Annotated in this window: 18 protein-coding genes; 4 read left to right on the forward strand and 14 right to left on the reverse strand. The window is 60.0% G+C overall.

What is annotated here, in order from left to right; all coding sequences use genetic code 11:
• Nucleotides 1-34 precede the first annotated feature (34 nt).
• Nucleotides 35-1,669 (reverse strand): SulP family inorganic anion transporter, encoded by a 1,635-nt coding sequence (locus ACR0KJ_RS12145; RefSeq protein ID WP_170454204.1) that lies wholly within the window; start codon nt 1,667-1,669, stop codon nt 35-37.
• A 215-nt stretch (nt 1,670-1,884) separates the two neighbouring features.
• Between ACR0KJ_RS12145 and ACR0KJ_RS12150 the strand changes: the two genes are divergently transcribed.
• Entirely contained in the window at nt 1,885-2,757 is an 873-nt protein-coding gene (locus ACR0KJ_RS12150) for an S-methyl-5'-thioadenosine phosphorylase (protein ID WP_480626802.1), read from the forward strand.
• 5 nt (nt 2,758-2,762) lie between these two features.
• Here ACR0KJ_RS12150 and ACR0KJ_RS12155 read toward each other — a convergent pair whose 3' ends face one another.
• Nucleotides 2,763-3,626, reverse strand: coding sequence for an alpha/beta hydrolase (locus ACR0KJ_RS12155; protein ID WP_480626803.1), 864 nt, complete (start codon nt 3,624-3,626; stop codon nt 2,763-2,765).
• A gap of 170 nt (nt 3,627-3,796) precedes the next feature.
• On the opposite strand from ACR0KJ_RS12155, the gene ACR0KJ_RS12160 reads away from it, so the two are divergent.
• Nucleotides 3,797-4,426 (forward strand): LysE family translocator, encoded by a 630-nt coding sequence (locus ACR0KJ_RS12160; RefSeq protein WP_170454209.1) that lies wholly within the window; start codon nt 3,797-3,799, stop codon nt 4,424-4,426.
• 1 nt (nt 4,427) lies between these two features.
• On the opposite strand, the gene ACR0KJ_RS12165 is transcribed toward ACR0KJ_RS12160, so the two are convergent.
• Nucleotides 4,428-4,601 carry a hypothetical protein gene (locus ACR0KJ_RS12165; RefSeq protein WP_170520607.1) on the reverse strand — a complete coding sequence of 58 codons (174 nt, stop codon included), beginning with the start codon at nt 4,599-4,601 and terminating at the stop codon, nt 4,428-4,430.
• Between the two features lie 324 nt (nt 4,602-4,925).
• Here ACR0KJ_RS12165 and ACR0KJ_RS12170 point away from each other — a divergent pair, with 324 nt between their 5' ends.
• Both ACR0KJ_RS12170 and ACR0KJ_RS12175 read left to right on the forward strand, forming a co-directional pair.
• Nucleotides 4,926-5,465 carry an adenine phosphoribosyltransferase gene (locus ACR0KJ_RS12170; RefSeq protein WP_170454211.1) on the forward strand — a complete coding sequence of 180 codons (540 nt, stop codon included), beginning with the start codon at nt 4,926-4,928 and terminating at the stop codon, nt 5,463-5,465.
• A 169-nt stretch (nt 5,466-5,634) separates the two neighbouring features.
• The gene (locus ACR0KJ_RS12175) at nt 5,635-6,117 is read left to right on the forward strand and encodes a fasciclin domain-containing protein (protein WP_170454213.1); all 483 of its coding nucleotides are present in this window, start codon (nt 5,635-5,637) and stop codon (nt 6,115-6,117) included.
• A 38-nt stretch (nt 6,118-6,155) separates the two neighbouring features.
• On the opposite strand, the gene ACR0KJ_RS12180 is transcribed toward ACR0KJ_RS12175, so the two are convergent.
• From ACR0KJ_RS12180 to coxB, 11 genes are all read right to left on the reverse strand, one after another.
• Nucleotides 6,156-7,571 (reverse strand): FAD-binding oxidoreductase, encoded by a 1,416-nt coding sequence (locus tag ACR0KJ_RS12180; RefSeq protein WP_480626804.1) that lies wholly within the window; start codon nt 7,569-7,571, stop codon nt 6,156-6,158.
• Between the two features lie 38 nt (nt 7,572-7,609).
• A complete protein-coding gene (locus ACR0KJ_RS12185) occupies nt 7,610-8,428 on the reverse strand; it encodes an MBL fold metallo-hydrolase (protein ID WP_480626805.1) in 819 nt (272 codons plus the stop codon).
• Between the two features lie 160 nt (nt 8,429-8,588).
• The gene (locus ACR0KJ_RS12190) at nt 8,589-9,173 is read right to left on the reverse strand and encodes a GNAT family N-acetyltransferase (RefSeq protein ID WP_480626806.1); all 585 of its coding nucleotides are present in this window, start codon (nt 9,171-9,173) and stop codon (nt 8,589-8,591) included.
• Nucleotides 9,173-10,435, reverse strand: a complete 1,263-nt coding sequence (locus ACR0KJ_RS12195; protein WP_480626807.1) for a M16 family metallopeptidase — start codon at nt 10,433-10,435, stop codon at nt 9,173-9,175. The genes ACR0KJ_RS12190 and ACR0KJ_RS12195 overlap by 1 nt, the downstream gene beginning before the upstream one ends.
• A complete protein-coding gene (thrC, locus tag ACR0KJ_RS12200; RefSeq protein ID WP_480626808.1) occupies nt 10,432-11,820 on the reverse strand; it encodes a threonine synthase in 1,389 nt (462 codons plus the stop codon). Before thrC ends, ACR0KJ_RS12195 begins: the two co-directional genes overlap by 4 nt.
• Nucleotides 11,817-12,494, reverse strand: a complete 678-nt coding sequence (locus ACR0KJ_RS12205; protein WP_480626869.1) for an SURF1 family protein — start codon at nt 12,492-12,494, stop codon at nt 11,817-11,819. The genes thrC and ACR0KJ_RS12205 overlap by 4 nt, the downstream gene beginning before the upstream one ends.
• Before the next feature lie 255 nt (nt 12,495-12,749).
• Entirely contained in the window at nt 12,750-13,565 is an 816-nt protein-coding gene (locus ACR0KJ_RS12210) for a cytochrome c oxidase subunit 3 (protein ID WP_170454227.1), read from the reverse strand.
• Between the two features lie 22 nt (nt 13,566-13,587).
• Complete coding sequence (locus tag ACR0KJ_RS12215; protein ID WP_170454229.1) at nt 13,588-14,163, reverse strand: cytochrome c oxidase assembly protein; 576 nt, start codon at nt 14,161-14,163, stop codon at nt 13,588-13,590.
• The gene (locus ACR0KJ_RS12220; protein ID WP_170454231.1) at nt 14,163-14,324 is read right to left on the reverse strand and encodes a hypothetical protein; all 162 of its coding nucleotides are present in this window, start codon (nt 14,322-14,324) and stop codon (nt 14,163-14,165) included. Before ACR0KJ_RS12220 ends, ACR0KJ_RS12215 begins: the two co-directional genes overlap by 1 nt.
• Complete coding sequence (gene cyoE, locus ACR0KJ_RS12225; protein WP_170454233.1) at nt 14,321-15,277, reverse strand: heme o synthase; 957 nt, start codon at nt 15,275-15,277, stop codon at nt 14,321-14,323. Before cyoE ends, ACR0KJ_RS12220 begins: the two co-directional genes overlap by 4 nt.
• Before the next feature lie 85 nt (nt 15,278-15,362).
• On the reverse strand, nt 15,363-16,274 hold the full coding sequence (coxB, locus tag ACR0KJ_RS12230; protein WP_170454235.1) for a cytochrome c oxidase subunit II: 912 nt from the start codon (nt 16,272-16,274) through the stop codon (nt 15,363-15,365).
• Between the last annotated feature and the right edge of the window lie 18 nt (nt 16,275-16,292).

Here is a 16,292-nt window from a genome sequence, read left to right on the forward strand (position 1 = left end):
CCTCGGAGCGCGAGGCAGAGCCTCGCATAAAGACTCAGTGCCCGCCCAGAATGCCCGTGCGAACAGAATAGTCGACGGCAAGGCCATAATCCGGGTCATCGTCGCTATCCACCATCAGGTGGCCCGCCTTGTTCAGCAGTTTGTGGCAGTCGTGGCTGAGATGGCGCAGCATCACGCGCTTGCCTGCGGCCTCATATTTACCGGCAATGTTCTCGATGGCCTGCAGGGCGGACTGATCGACGACCCGGCTTTCGGCGAAGTCCACGATCACCGTGTCGGGATCGTTGGGCACATCGAACAACTCAACAAAGCCGTCTGACGAGCCAAAAAACAGCGGGCCCTGGATTTCGTAGACCTTTGCGCCTTTCTCGGTTTCGGAGTCGCGCGTGACCGCATGGATGCGCTTGGCATTGTTCCAGGCATAAGCAAGCGCCGAGACGATCACACCGACCACAACGGCAACCGCAAGGTCTTCCATCACGGTCACGACAGTCACCAGAACGATCACAAAGGCGTCCATGGCAGGGACCTTGCGCATGATCTTGAACGAGTTCCAGGCGAAGGTGCCGATTACCACCATGAACATCACGCCCACTAGTGCGGCCAGCGGGATTTGCTCGATCAGCTTCGAGGCAAACACGATGAAGATCAGCAGGAACAGGGCGGCCGCGATGCCCGCGATCCGGGTTCGGCCACCGGATTTCACGTTGATCATCGACTGACCGATCATCGCGCAACCACCCATGCCGCCAAAGAAACCGGTGACAATGTTCGATGCGCCCTGAGCGATACATTCCTGCGAAGCTCCGCCTCGTTTGCCGGTGATTTCACCCACAAGGTTCAGCGTCAGCAGGGATTCGATCAGGCCGATGGCAGCCAGAATGACGGCATAGGGCAGGATGATTTCAAGTGTTTCCCAGTTCAAAGGCACCATCGGGATGTGGAACGCGGGCAGCCCGCCTTCGATCGAGGCCAGATCGCCGACGCGCGGCACGTCCAGGCCAAAGCCGATCACCAGCGCCGCAACCACCAGAATACCGGCCAGTGGCGCAGGAATGATGCGCGTGATCCGAGGCATCACCCAGATCACCGCCATGGTCAGCGCCACAAGGCCCAGCATGGTATACAGCTGCGCGCCCGAGAGCCACTCGCCCCCGCTCATCCCATGGCCGGTGTTTTCCATGGAACCGGGCACTTTGAACTGGCCCATCTGCGCCAGAAAGATCACGATGGCCAGACCGTTCACAAAGCCCAGCATCACCGGGTGCGGCACAAGGCGAATGAACCGGCCCCAATGCATGGCACCGGCGATGACCTGCAAAATACCCATCAGAACCACAGTCGCGAACAGGTATTCCACCCCGTGTTGCGCCACCAGTGCCACCATCACAACGGCCAAGGCACCCGTTGCGCCCGAAATCATGCCCGGGCGACCACCGATCAGAGCCGTGATCAGACCGACCAAGAACGCCGCGTACAGGCCGACCAGCGGGTGCACACCCGCAACAAAGGCAAACGCCACCGCTTCGGGCACCAGCGCCAGTGCCACCGTCAGACCCGACAACAGCTCGATCCGCAGGCGCGAGACGGTCAGCCCCTCGTCCGGAACCCAACGCAGATCGGGTTTGGCTATACGGTTGGCAAAGCTTGCCAGCATGGCTCGGGGCATGAGACGGTCCTGTGGGTCGTTATGTTCGCGCGAAGGGGGCCTTCTACCGGTTAAGCCCGGGCTGAGATACCACACAAGTGGGAACCCGCTATGCATTTCTTGCATAACTTCACCCTTAGGACACGTGCACAAGACACAAACAGTTGACTGCACTTGCCAATTTGATCGCCGGGTCGCAGAACTCGGGTATCAGAAATTCAGTGCGGAGGCCGAACGTGACCCAAACAAAAATCGCCGTGATCGGAGGATCGGGTATTTATGACATCGATGGCCTGCAAAACGCGCAATGGGTCACGGTCGAAACGCCATGGGGCATGCCGTCCGATCAGATCCTGACCGGGTCGTTGGATGGGGTCGAGATGGCGTTCCTGCCGCGCCACGGGCGCGGGCATGTGCATTCGCCCACCGAAGTCCCCTATCGCGCCAATATCGATGCGCTGAAACGTCTTGGCGTGACGGACGTGATTTCAGTCTCGGCCTGTGGATCGTTTCGCGAGCATATGGCTCCGGGCGATTTTGTGATCGTCGATCAGTTCATCGACCGGACGTTTGCGCGCGAGAAAAGCTTCTTTGGCACCGGCTGCGTGGCGCATGTCAGCGTTGCCCACCCCACATGCCCGCGGCTGAACGATGCGTGTGAGACCGCCGGTAAGGCTGCGGGTATCAACATCCATCGCGGCGGAACCTATCTGGCAATGGAGGGGCCACAATTCTCGTCGCTGGCCGAATCCAAAATGTACCGCGAGCAATGGGGCTGTGATGTCATCGGAATGACCAACATGCCCGAGGCGAAACTCGCCCGTGAGGCCGAGCTTTGCTATGCCTCCATCGCGATGGTCACCGATTATGACAGCTGGCACCCGGACCATGGCGAGGTTGATGTCACCGCCATCATCGCAACCCTGACCGGCAATGCCGAAAAGGGACAGGCGTTGGTCAAAGGATTGCCATCCTTGTTGGGGGCCGTGCGCGTGCCCTGCCCGCACGGATGTGACCGGGCATTGGAATATGCGATCCTTACGGCCCCGGAAAAGCGCGATCTGGTCTTGCTGTCCAAGCTGGACGCGGTGGCCGGGCGAGTGCTTTGATGCGCTCAGGGCTGGGGCAGCGTGTCCTGGACCACCTGCCACAGCCCGTGCGACCACAAATCATCATGTGTTCCACCGATGATCAGATACAGGCTGGCCGTATCCTCGGCCAGTGACGCCAAAGCCTGTCCGTGATGGGAAGGAACAACCGTATCCGCCGAGCCGTGGAAGATCAGCGTCGGGACCTCGATATCCGCCATGATGTCACGGGTGGCGAAATGGTCCTTCATCAACGCTTTGACCGGAAGCCACGGGTAACGCTCACCCGCCACGTCAACGGTTGCGGTAAACGGGGCTTCAAGCACGAGCAACTCGGCCGCTGGACGCTGCGCCGCAACGGCAGCCGCAACTCCCGTGCCCAGGCTTTGGCCATGCAAAACGACGGGTTTGTCCTGATCGTTCAGCCAGTCGAACAGTTCCAGCCCATCCGACACGAATGCCACCTCGGACGGCTCACCTGCGCTGCCGGGATAGCCCCGATAGCTGGGCGCAAGCAGCCCGTAGCCGTTGTTGAGGATTTCCCGAAGGCGCGCAGCGCGATCGCCCAGATTGCCGCCCTGACCGTGGAAGAACAACACGGTTGGCGCATCTTCTCTGGCTGGCGGCGCTGACCATGCGGTCAGTTCGGTTCCATCCGACATGGGCAATGAAATGACGTCCACATCCGCCAACCCGATTGCGCCGGGTTCTGGCAAATCCCCCATCGGTTTGAACAGCAAGTTGCGTTGATTGACGTACATGTATCCGACAGCGGCCAGATACAGAACGGCGACCAAAGCAAACAAGGTGACAAACAGCCGGGTCACACGACGCGTACCGGGCGCATCGTTTGGCGCGGTGCCCTTTCCTACTTGTTGAGTTTGGTTCATCGATGACTCCGCCGAATGCAGTGATGCCCTTAGTCTGGGGGCCGGTTTGCCAGATTCAAGAAACATACGCCAAGCTTAATCTGGGGTTAATGTTGTGGCGCTCACAGCAAAACTCTTGACCCCAGCGCGCCAAATGGGCTTGCTGCGGGTTGCACAAATCCGGGTGAACCATGTCTTTCGAACTCTGGCTGGCCTTTGTCGCCGCATCAACTGCGCTGCTGCTGATCCCTGGACCAACAGTGTTGCTGGTCCTCAGCTACGCGCTGTCCAAAGGGCGCAGCGTCGCCGTGGCCTCGGCCACCGGGGTTGCGCTGGGTGATCTGATTGCAATGACGGCCTCGCTTTTGGGGCTGGGCGCGCTGGTTCTGGCCTCGGCGACGTTATTCACCGTCCTGAAATGGGTCGGAGCGGTCTATCTGGTCTGGTTAGGGCTAAAGCTGCTGCGCAGCGCACCGTCTGGCGGATTGACCCCGGTAGAGACCGGGCGCGATGTAACCGCCCGAGGCGTCTTTGGTCACGCTGCCGCAGTGACCGCGCTGAACCCCAAATCCATTGCGTTCTTCATTGCCTTTGTACCCCAGTTCCTGCGCCCCGCCGAGCCTTTGGGTCCGCAATTCGTTATCCTGATCGCCACATTCGTCGGACTTGCCGCGCTGAATGCGCTGGCCTATGCGCTGTTGGCCGACCGGTTGCGCGTGATGATCGGACGCGCGGGGGTGATCACCGCCCTGACACGGGCCGGAGGGATCGCGCTGATCGGAATGGGCATCGCAACCGCGGTACTGCGCCGTCCCGCCTGACCTATTCCTCGGCGTTTTCCTTCATGAAACCGCGAATAAAGCGGCGGATTTCGCGCGCTGCCGAGGTGTCGAGCTCTTTGCACAATTCGACAAAAGCATCGCGCTCATCTTTGTCCAGACGCAAGACCAACTGACTGTTTTTCTTGGTGGAACCCTTACCGTCTTTCTTTGCCACGCGTCTTTTTCCCGTCTGAACCTTGAATCTCTTTGCGATGCAATGTATATACATGGCATAGAGGTTGTAGATATCGGGCACATAACAACAAAAATAGGATTATGGCAATGAACCTTCATACTGCTCAGGCATTTCTTTTGCGAGATCAGCGCAACTGGCGCAAACCACACTTGTCGTGGTTGCCCGCAGCACTGTACCGATATTACGGTTTGCCGAAGGCGTCCCCGGACCGCCGCAAATAGGCGCAGGCGGTATTCTTTTCTTGCATGACTGACCCCGATGGGCCAAACAGCCCGGCGTGTTTTGACGCCAAAGGGTTGCCTCATGTCCAGAAACAAGACGGTCAAAGATTACATCCGGACCATCGTCGATTTCCCCCATGAAGGGATCATGTTCCGCGATGTGACGACCCTGTTTGCCGATCCCCGCGGGTTTCGCATGGCCATCGACCAGATGCTGCACCCCTACGCGGGTGAACGGATCGACAAGGTTGTGGGGCTGGAAGCGCGCGGGTTCATTCTGGGCGGTGCCATCGCGCACCAACTGAGTGTGGGCTTTGTGCCGATCCGCAAAAAGGGCAAACTGCCCGGCACCACGATCAGTCAGGATTACAAACTGGAATACGGCGAGGCGATTGTCGAGATCCACGATGACGCCATTCTGCCCGGCGAGAAAATCCTGGTGGTCGACGACCTGCTGGCGACAGGCGGCACTGCGGCGGCCGGGATCAAGCTGATCGAACGTCTGGGTGGCGAAATCGTCTCTTGCGCCTTTATCATCGACCTGCCCGAGCTGGGCGGCCGCAAGGTTCTGGAAGAGATGGGCATGGATGTGCACATCCTTTGCGAATTCGAAGGTCTTTGACCCAAACAAAATCACATATTTTTGAGTGGAAATCTGAAAAGGCTAGGGCTTAGTCCGGCTTCGCCAGTTTTCAAGCCAATTCTTTGCGCGTTTCATGTGATCTGTTCCATGCGCCCGGCGTATCCCGGTTGATGCTGCTGAGAGCATCCCAAACCAGGGAGACTACGTTATGTTTCGCAAATTCGCCGCCGTCAGTGTTGCTTCGATCCTTCTGAGCACCTCGGCCATGGCCGATGGCCACGGCAAAGACATTGTCGACACCGCCGTCGCCGCCGGAAGCTTTGAAACCCTTGTTGCAGCTGTTCAGGCTGCCGAGCTGGTGGATACGCTGAAGGGTGAGGGCCCGTTCACCGTGTTTGCCCCGACCGATGAAGCCTTTGCAGCGCTGCCCGAGGGCACGGTCGCTGACCTGCTGAAGCCGGAAAACAAAGATCAGCTTGTGGCGGTTCTGACCTACCACGTCGTGCCGGGCAAAGTGATGTCGGGCGATCTGTCCGACGACATGACCGCTGCGACCGTTCAGGGCGGTGACATCACCATCGATCTGGACTCGGGCGTGATGGTCAATGACGCCAACGTTGTTCAGGCCGATATCGAGACAAGCAACGGCGTGATCCACGTCATCGACAAGGTAATCCTGCCTGCGTCCTAAGCATTATTCTTCACGGCCCGGTCCCGGCTGGGCCGTGATCACATCTTTAGAACAGCGCCCGGGTTCATGATGCCCTTGGGGTCCAAAGCCGCCTTGATCGCCCGCATGGCAGAAAGTTTCGTCGGTTCAGAGAAATGCTCAAGATCCTCTGTCTTTAGCCGACCTATCCCATGCTCCGCGCTGACAGATCCTTCGAACGCATGCACGAGATCGTGCACCGCCTGTTTGACCAGCATGCGGTCTTCGGCAAAATCTGCCCGGCTCTGCCCCTTGGGCGGAAATACGTTGTAATGCAGGTTGCCGTCGCCCAGATGACCAAAGCAGTTGATCCGAAACGGCCCCAGCGCCCCGATAATCTCAGCCCCATGCTGAATGAACTCGGGGATCGCCGAAATCGGCACTGAGATGTCGTGGCTCGAGACCGAACCGATCAAGCGATTTGCTTCGGGGATGTTTTCCCGCACCGCCCAAAGCTCCTGACGCTGCGCCTCGCTTTGCGCGATCACCCCGTCATTGACCAAACCCCTTGCACTCGCAGCGCTGAACAGGGCCTCCAAAGCGTCATACGGGTCTTGCCCGGCAGGCAGGCCCAGCTCGATCAGAACGGACCAGTCTGGCGGCGTGTCAAACGGCTGGCGCACATCCGGCAACACCTCGGTCAAGAAGTCCAGCCCCTGCCTATGGATCAACTCAAACGTACTGACCGTCTCGCCCACCTGATCGCGCGCCACGCCAAGCAGATCAATCGCGGCCTCGGGTGAAGCAACCTGAAAAATCGCGGTCCCGGTCGCCGCGGGGCGCGGGAACAGCTTTAGCGACGCCGCCGTGATGATCCCCAACGTGCCTTCGGACCCAATCAGCAAATTGCGCAGATCATAGCCCGTGTTGTCCTTCCGCAACCGGCTGAGACCATGCCAGATCTCACCGGTTGGCAGCACGGCTTCAAGCCCAAGACACAGATCGCGGGCGTTGCCATAGCGCAGCACATTGACCCCACCCGCATTGGTCGCAAGGTTGCCGCCAATCCGGCATGACCCCTGCGCCGCCAATGCCAGAGGAAACAGCCGGCCCGCCGCCTCGGCCGCCGCCTGCACATCGGCCAGCACAGCGCCCGCTTCGGCGATCATGACATTCTCGGTGGGATAGACCTCACGTATCGCAGTCATGCGTTCCAATGAGATCACCAACGGGGTCGGCCCGTCGGGCATCACCTGCCCCCCGACCAGACCTGTACCGCCGCCATAGGGCAGAACGGGCACCGCCTGATCGGACGCAAGCCGGACCAGAGCGGAAACCTCTTCGACCGAATGCGGCAAAGCCAACAGGCCCGACTCCCCGGAAAACCGACCGCGCGGTTCTTCCAGATATCGCTCTGAAATCGGGCGCAGCACATCGATCCCCACGGTTGAGCGGATCAGGTCTGCAAGATGGTCATCAGCGGGGTTCAGGGTCATTGCTCTTCATTGCCCAAGGTGCACGGCACCCACAAGCCTTATTCCAGATCAATCAGATATTCCGGCTCAAGCACCACAACGGTTGGCCGGTCAGGCAACGTGCGCAACGATACGGTGATTTCGGACGTGCCTTCACGCACAACAGGGAACTCATCACGGATATCGACCAGAAACCGATCCAGCGAGAAACTGGAAAACCAGTGCATCGGGATGATGACCGAGCTTTTCAGCCGCCTCAGCACCGAAATCATGTCGGGCAATGGCATTGTCGTACCCCCATCCACCGCCGCCATGACCACATCCAACCGCCCCAGCGCCGCGAATTGCTCATCCGAGGGCACGTGGTGCAGATGCCCCAGATGACCGATGCACAAGCCCTCAACCTCGAAGACAAAGATCGAGTTGCCCTGTTCTTCCACCCCGCCATAGACCGAGCGGATATCGGTCGAAACATTGCGCACCAGCATCTCACCCAGATCGAGGTAGTGATCGATGCCCTGACCGAACTCGCCCCATCCCGGCAGAACATGCGGGATCGCGGGGTCCGGGTGGGCCGTCCAGTGGGTGCTGTGGGCGTGGTTCATGGTCACGATGTCCGGGATCAGGTCGGCACCACCAATGAACCCGGTGAAATCCGTCACTGCGTTCAACCCGCCACGAGTCTGGATCAGAAACGACGCATGGGCGACATAACTGATCCGGACCGAAAACTCAGGCACAGGATCCTGCCAGGCCGCCTTGTGGATATACGCGATCCCCGGAGCTGCATCCGCAATGGCGATGCAATGGCTCGGCCGCCGCTCTTGCGCTGCAGCCCCGCCCGAAATCACCATCAATGCCGCAACCAACCAGCGCATACCCAGAGTGTAGCGCAGAACGCCCCCAAGTCATGCGCTTTAGTTGTGCATGTCCGAGCGGCACAAATCAGGTGCCAACTTTTGTGCGACATGCCCCTTGTTCATCTGGCCAAAAATATCCCGGGGGAGTCGCGGCCTGCCGCGACGGGGGCAGAGCCCCCTACCCTGCGTCCGTCTTGCCGCGCCGATCCGACCGAAGGCTCGCGTACAGAACATGCGTCCGCCATCGCCCATTGATCTGCAAATAAGACTGCGCCACGCCTTCATATTTGAACCCCGAGCTTTCTAACAACCCCCGAGAGGCCGCGTTTTCCGGCAGACAGGCCGCCTCGATCCGGCTCAGATCCAAACGCGTGAAAGCGTGATGAACAACCGCCCCAATGGCCTCGCGCATGTAACCACGGCGTGCGAATGCCTGCCCGGTCCAATACCCCAGCGTGCCCGCTTGCGCCGGGCCGCGACGAATATTGTCCAGCGTGATTGCGCCTAACAGCACGTCATCTTCACGCCGGAACAGGAACAGCGGAATGGCGGTGCCGCTGGTGACCGAGCGCTGCGCCCAGTAGACGCGATTGGTAAAAGATTTCCGGCTCAGATGGTCCTTGGCCCAGATCGGCTCCCACGGGGTCAGGTAATCTTTCGAGGATCGTCGCAGCGCGGTCCAGTTGTTGAAGTCGGAATGGACGGGCGGGCGCAGGCTCAGGCGCTCGGTTTCGAGTTTCAGCTTGCGTCTGCCCAACAGCATCACGCCGCACGCCTCTCCTGCAATTCCGCCAGCAACGGCGCGCCCGAAACGGGGCCATACAGCGCCAGCGCCGCCGGGGCCTGCACCGCCATCTTCTCGGCAAAGGCACATACATCCTCGGTGCTGACCGCGTCGATCTTGGCGACCGTATCCTCAAGCGAGGGCACCCTTCCCCAGATCTGCACCAGACGCGCCAGACGTTCCGCGCGGTTCGACGGGCTTTCCAGCCCCATCAGCATCCCCGCCTTCATCTGGGCGCGGGCGCGGGCGACCTCTTCGGGGCTCATGTCCTCGGCCGCGCGCTTCATCTCATCAATTGTGATCGTCGCCAGTTCGCCCACCTGATCGGCCGAAGTTCCGGCGTAGATCGTGGTCGTGCCGGTGTCGGCATAGGCCCCGGTCTGGGCAAAGATCGTATAGCACAGCCCGCGTGTCTCTCGCACCTCCTGAAACAGGCGTGAGGACATGCCGCCGCCCAAGGCCGTCGAATAAATCTGCGCCGTATAGATCGCATCGTCGCGGTAGCCCGGACTTTCCAGCGCCAGCGCGAAATGGGCCTGCTCCAACTCTTTCTCCTGCCGCGCCTCACCGCCGGTGAAACGGGCCGCTTCGGGGATCAAACCCTTGCGCGGTTGCAGATGGCCAAACATTTCTTCGGCCAGTTTCATCAGCGCATCGTGATCCACGGCACCCGCCGCGGACAGGATCATCTGCTCGGGTCCGTAATGCTCGGCCACAAAACCCGACAAATCCTCACGCGAGAAGGCGCTGACCCGTTCGGTCGGGCCCAGAATGGTCCGGCCCAAAGGCTGGTCGTGATAGCTCTGCTCCTGCAGCCAGTCAAAGATCACATCGTCCGGCGTGTCATAGGCCTGACCGATCTCCTGCAGGATCACACCACGCTCAACCTCAATCTCGCGCGGGTCGAAAACCGGGTTCAGCACGATGTCGCCGATCACATCCATCGCCAGCGCCACGTCGTCTTTCAACACACGCGCGTAATAGGCCGTGACCTCGCGCGAGGTATAGGCGTTGATATAGCCGCCCACATCCTCGATCGCTTCGGCGATTTGCAGCGCGGATCGGCGCTCGGTTCCCTTGAACGCCATGTGCTCAAGGAAATGCGCGATGCCGTTCTGTTCGATCCGCTCATGCCGCCCGCCGGCGGTCACCCAGATGCCGATGGCCGCCGATTGCAGCCCCGGCATATGTTCACTGACGATACGAAAGCCGTTCTTCAGCTGGTCCTGTCTGACTGTCACTCAGCAATATGCCTTCTGATATGATCCTCAAGGGCGCCCAGATCATTGGCAATCCGCGTCACCCGTTCCGGACGTTCATACAGATCAGACATGCGGGATGGAAGAGGCGGATGTTCGCCGCTCGCCGTCTCGACCGCCGCCGGGAATTTCGCCGGATGCGCGGTGGCCAGCGTGATCATCGGCACGTCCGCCGCGCGGTGATCCTCGGCCACCTTGATGCCAATGGCGGTGTGCGGGCAGACCAGCTCGGCGCTACGGGTCAGCGTGGATTTGATCGTCGCCAGCGTTTCCTCCTCGGACACGCGACCAGAGTCGAAATTCTCGCGCAGCGCCTCCATCGCGCCCTGACTGACGTTGAAGCCTCCATTCTTGAGTTCATCCATCAACTGCGCCACAGCGCTGCCATCCTCGCCATAGGCGTAATACAGCGCGCGCTCAAAGTTCGAGCTGACCTGAATATCCATCGACGGGCTGATCGAGGGGATAGTGTCGCCCTTGAAATACCCCTCGCCCGAGAGGCAGCGATGCAGGATGTCGTTCTGGTTCGTCGCCACCACCAGACGGTCGATGGGCAGGCCCATGCGTTTGGCGATATAGCCCGCGAAAACGTCGCCGAAATTGCCAGTGGGCACGGTGAAACTGACCTTGCGATGCGGCGCGCCCAGGCTTGTGGCTGCCGAGAAATAATACACCACCTGCGCCAGCACGCGGGCAAAGTTGATCGAGTTCACACCGGCCAGCTTGACCCCGTCACGGAAGTCGAAATCGTTGAACATATCTTTCACGGCGGCCTGACAATCGTCAAAATCGCCATCTACGGCCAGTGCATGAACATTGCTGTCGGCGGGTGTCGTCATCTGACGGCGCTGTACCTCGGACACGCGGCCATGCGGGAACAGGATGAACACGTCCACCGCGTCCAGCCCCCGGAACGCCTCAATCGCGGCCGAGCCGGTGTCGCCGCTGGTCGCGCCCACGATGGTCACGCGATCATTGCGCCGTTTCAGCGCCACCTGGAATAGCTGACCGATCAGCTGCATGGCGAAATCCTTGAAGGCCAGCGTCGGCCCGTGGAACAACTCCAGCAGGAAGTGGTTCTCGTTCAACTGCTTCAGCGGCGCGCGGGCATCGTGGCCGAAGCCTTCATAGGCGCGGGCGATGATGTCCTTGAACTCACCTTCGGCAAATGAGCCGCTGGCATAGGGCCACATCACCCGGAACGCGATTTCCTCATAGGGCAAACCGGCCAAAGCGGCGATCTCGTCGTGGCTCATCACCGGGATATCGGCGGGCAGGTACAGGCCGCCGTCTCGGGCCAGCCCGGTCAGCATCGCCTCTTCAAAACTCAGTTCGGGCGCCTGCCCACGGGTCGAGATGTATTTCATGTCGCGTCACTTTCAGAATTGGCACGGCTGCGCCACAGGAAGTACCCGGTCATCGCGGCCCAGACCAGAGCCAGACCAAACCAGGTGATTGCATATTGCAGATGATCATTCGGAATGCCCGTCGTGCTGACGGGCAAAGGCGTGATGCCGGGGTCGGTTTGCGACCGCGCGATCAGCAACACCGGCTCTGCCCCCAATGCAGCGGCCAGATTGGGCACGTCTCGGGCAAACCAGATGTTGGCATCGATATCGGCGTCGGGCGTGTAATTGTCGATCTCATCGGGCCAGTGCAGATTGCCGGTGATCTGCATAGGCCCGGTCAGGCGCTCGGCCTGTTTCGCCGTGGTCGGCACAAATCCGCGATCCACCAGAATGGTCCGGTCCTGCGTGCTGAACGACTGGATGATGCGGTACCCTGCCCCGACCTGTTTGACCGAAACCAAAACGTGAATCTCCCCCGGCTCCAGTTCGCCCTCGACGACGACCGGCAGGTATTTGTCAACACCCTCGGACGGTTTCTGCGGCAGCGCCACAGGCTCGGCTGAGATGCGGCTGTCGATCTCGGCCAGCACGCCCTGTTTCCACGCCAGCCTCTGCACCTGCCACACGCCCAGCGACACCAGCACGGCCAGACCGGCGAGGCCGAAGATCAGCAGAAACAAAAAGCGGCGCATGGCGGGGGCAAACCTCATTGCAGGAACCGGCGTCTTGTTAAGGGCGGCGCGGGCCGGATTGCAACCACGCAATTGTATCGGGCGCAATCTTGCGCCCTTGAAGCGCTTTTCGTTTGTTTTGAATCAGAATGCGCTGCCTCTCCCTTCGGTCGAACGCGCATTCTGATGAAGAAATCTAGATAAAACGAAAAGCGCCCTAATCGAGAAAAAGCCGCCCCAAGGGGCGGCTTTTGCAATTGGATCACCTGACCGGTGTTACATCAGCGGGGCCTGGCCCCAGATGTAGACGGCGAAGAACAGGAACAGCCAGACGACGTCAACAAAGTGCCAGTACCAGGCAGCAGCCTCGAAACCCACGTGCTTTTCAGGGGTAAAGTCGCCCTTGAGCGCGCGGATCAGACAGACCGACAGGAAGATCGTGCCGATGATCACATGCGCGCCGTGGAAACCGGTCGCCATGAAGAAGTTCGAGTAGAACTGGTCGCCGCCAAACTTCCAGTCCTCATGCGCGAGCAATTCATAATATTCGAAACCCTGCAGCGCGGTGAAGGCGATGCCCAGAACGATACCAATGGCCAGACCGTTGATCAGCGCCTTGCGGTCATTGTCGTGCACCAGCGCGTGGTGCGCCCAGGTGATCGCACAGCCCGACAGCAGCAGGACCAGAGTGTTGATCAGCGGCAGGTGGAACGGGTCAACCGCATGGATATCCGGCTGGATGTATTCAGTGCCTGCATAGTCGTACATCGGATACATGCGATGTTTGAAGAACGACCAGAACCAGGCAAAGAAGAACATCACCTCGGACATCACGAACAGGATGAAGCCATAGCGCAGGCCGATGCGCACGACCGGCGTGTGATCGCCCTGGCGGCTTTCGACCACCACTTCGGACCACCAGGCGAACATGGTATAAAGAACAGCCACCAAACCGGCCCAGAACATCCATGGCGTGATGCCGTGCATCCACAGGACGGCTCCGAACAGCATCACAAAGCCCCCAATCGCGCCGACAAGCGGCCAGATTGAGGGGTTCAGAATGTGGTAATCATGGTCTTTTGCGTGTGCCATCAGTGTCCCTCACCTAAAGGCGTTAGTTCGTGTTTGTATCGGTCTGCGCGTCCAGGGCGGCAAAGCCCTCGGGCAGGTCAATTTCGTAGAATGTATACGACAGAGTGATCGTATGCACATATTTCGCTTCCAGATCCTCGACCATCTCGGGATCGACGAAAAAGCTGACGGGCATCTCTACCCGCTCGCCCGGTTGCAGCACCTGTTCCTCAAAGCAGAAACAGGCGATTTTCTGGAAATAGCCGCCGGCCGAATATGGCGCCACATTGTACGACGCTTGCCCCGCGATGGGGCGGTCGGTCGGGTTGTAGGCCTCATAAAAGGCCAGACCAGTCTCGCCGATGCGCACTTCCATCTCACGTTCAACCGGTTTGAACTCCCATGCCATGCCCTTGGCCTTTGAGGCATCAAAGCGAATGGTGACGGTGCGGTCCAGGATGTCTTCGGGGGCCGCTTCGGCCACGCCGGTGGTGCCGCCAAACCCAGTGACGCGACAGAACCAGTCGTAGAAGGGGACAGCGGCCCAGGCCAGGCTGCCCATCAGGACAACCACACCCACCGTTTGTGCAACCGTCTTCTGCGGGCCGGTCAATGCCATCAGTTCTGTACCTCCTCAGTCGCCATGCCAAAGTCTGTGCCCGACACTTTCACGACCGTCAGGCCAAAAATGATCACGATGAACGCCGCCAAGGTCAGGCCGACCCCAAGGTTGCGGCCAAAGCGGCGTTTATGCAGTTCGTGGCTTTTGCGCAGGCTCATGACCAGCCTCCCAAGCCGTAAGGTTTCAGCAGGGCTTCGACCAGAATAGCCCCGAAATGCAGGAAGAGGTAGAGAAGCGAAAGCTTGAAGAACCCACGCTCGACTTTGAAGTTGTCTGCCTCGGAATCGTCCTCGGTCCGGCGCGCGATCTGCCATGCGCCGCGCAGGAACAGCGCGTTCAGCACCAGCGCGACGGTCAGATAGACCGGGCCGCCAATGCCCGAGAAGGACGTGCCGACTGCCAGCAGGGCCAGCAGCACGGTGTAAACCAGAATATGCCAGCGTGTTGCGCGACGACCATGCGTGACGGTCAGCATCGGCACGCCTGCGTCGTCATAGTCCGAGCGCATGAACAACGCCAGCGCCCAGAAATGCGGCGGTGTCCACATGAAAGTCAGGGCAAACATCAGCCAGGGCTCGATCGACATCGACCCGGTTGCCGCAACCCAGCCGATCACCGGAGGGAACGCACCCGCAGCGCCGCCGATCACGATGTTCTGCGGCGTCGTGCGCTTCAGCCACATCGTATAGACGACCACGTAGAAAAAGATGGTGAAGGCCAGAAACGCACCCGCGAACCAGTTGGTCGCAAGGCCCAGCATGATTACCGACAGACCGGACAGGGCCAGCCCAACTGCCAGCGCCTCGCCCTCTTCTACCTTGCCGGAAGGGATCGGGCGGTTCTTGGTGCGTTTCATCACCCTGTCGATATCCGCGTCCCACCACATGTTCAGCGCGCCCGAGGCTCCGCCGCCGATGGCAATGAACAGGATGGCGCAAAAACCCACGAAGGGGTGCACCGCAACCGGAGCTGCCAGCAGACCGACCAAGGCCGTGAACACGACCAGAGACATGACGCGGGGCTTCAGCAGGGCGAAGTAATCGCCAAAGCTGGCCTCATCCGCGTGCGCCTGTGCGGTCGTTGCGCTGGCATTGATGCTTGCGTCGGTCATTCCTGGTCCTTTTGCGGCGAAAGCTGCGCGATCCACCGCGCAGCTGGCTGTTTATTGCAGACAGGTCGCCCTGCCCGCACAGTGCTTAGTTCGAAGCAACCTGATAGCTTTGCGGCAGGCCCGCATATTCGTCGATCGCGCCTTGCAGCCACTGTTCATAGGCCGCTTCGCTGACGACCTTCACAGTGATCGGCATATAAGCGTGGTCCTTGCCGCACAGTTCCGAGCACTGACCGAAATAGATGCCTTCCTTGTCAGCCTCGAACCACAGCTCGGCCAGACGTCCGGGCACGCCGTCCTGCTTCACGCCGAAGGACGGGATGGTCCACGAATGGATCACGTCCGAGGCGGTGACTTGCATCACGATAACTTTGCCAACCGGAACAACCACGGCAGTGTCGGTGGCCAGCAGCCACTCATCATCGCTATAGCCCGAGTCGGCCAGCTTGGCGCGCATCGCATCGTCCAGCACGAACGGAGTGACGTCTGCATCCGCAGGCCGCGCACCTTCGTCCAGCGTGGCCGGATGACCCAGCAGATAGCTGTCAAACGCGAAATCGTGATCGACATATTCATAGGTCCAGTACCACTGGTTCCCGACCACCTTGATGGTGATGTCGCCTTCGGGAATCTCTTGCTGCTTGAACAGCACCGGCAGCGAGAAGGCACCGATAAAGACCAGAATCAGGATCGGGCCCAAGGTCCACGCAATCTCGACCGGGGTGTAGTGCGAGAACCGCGCCGGGGTTGGATTTACACGCTGGTTGTAGCGCACGATGCAGTAAACCAGCAGTGCAGCCACAAACACGCAGATCAAGGTGATGATCACCAGAATCATCGTATCCAACTTGTGGATGCCTTCGGCAAGGCTGGTGGCCGCAGGCTGGAACCCAAGGCCGCCATCGACCGGCTTGCCAATAATCTCAAGCTCCTGAGCCATGGCGGGAAGGCTGGAGAGGGCTGTCATAAAGCCCGAAAGCATCAAAGCATTCTTCATGTTCTGTCCTGATCGTTT

Source organism: Ruegeria sp. AD6 (assembly GCF_056542325.1).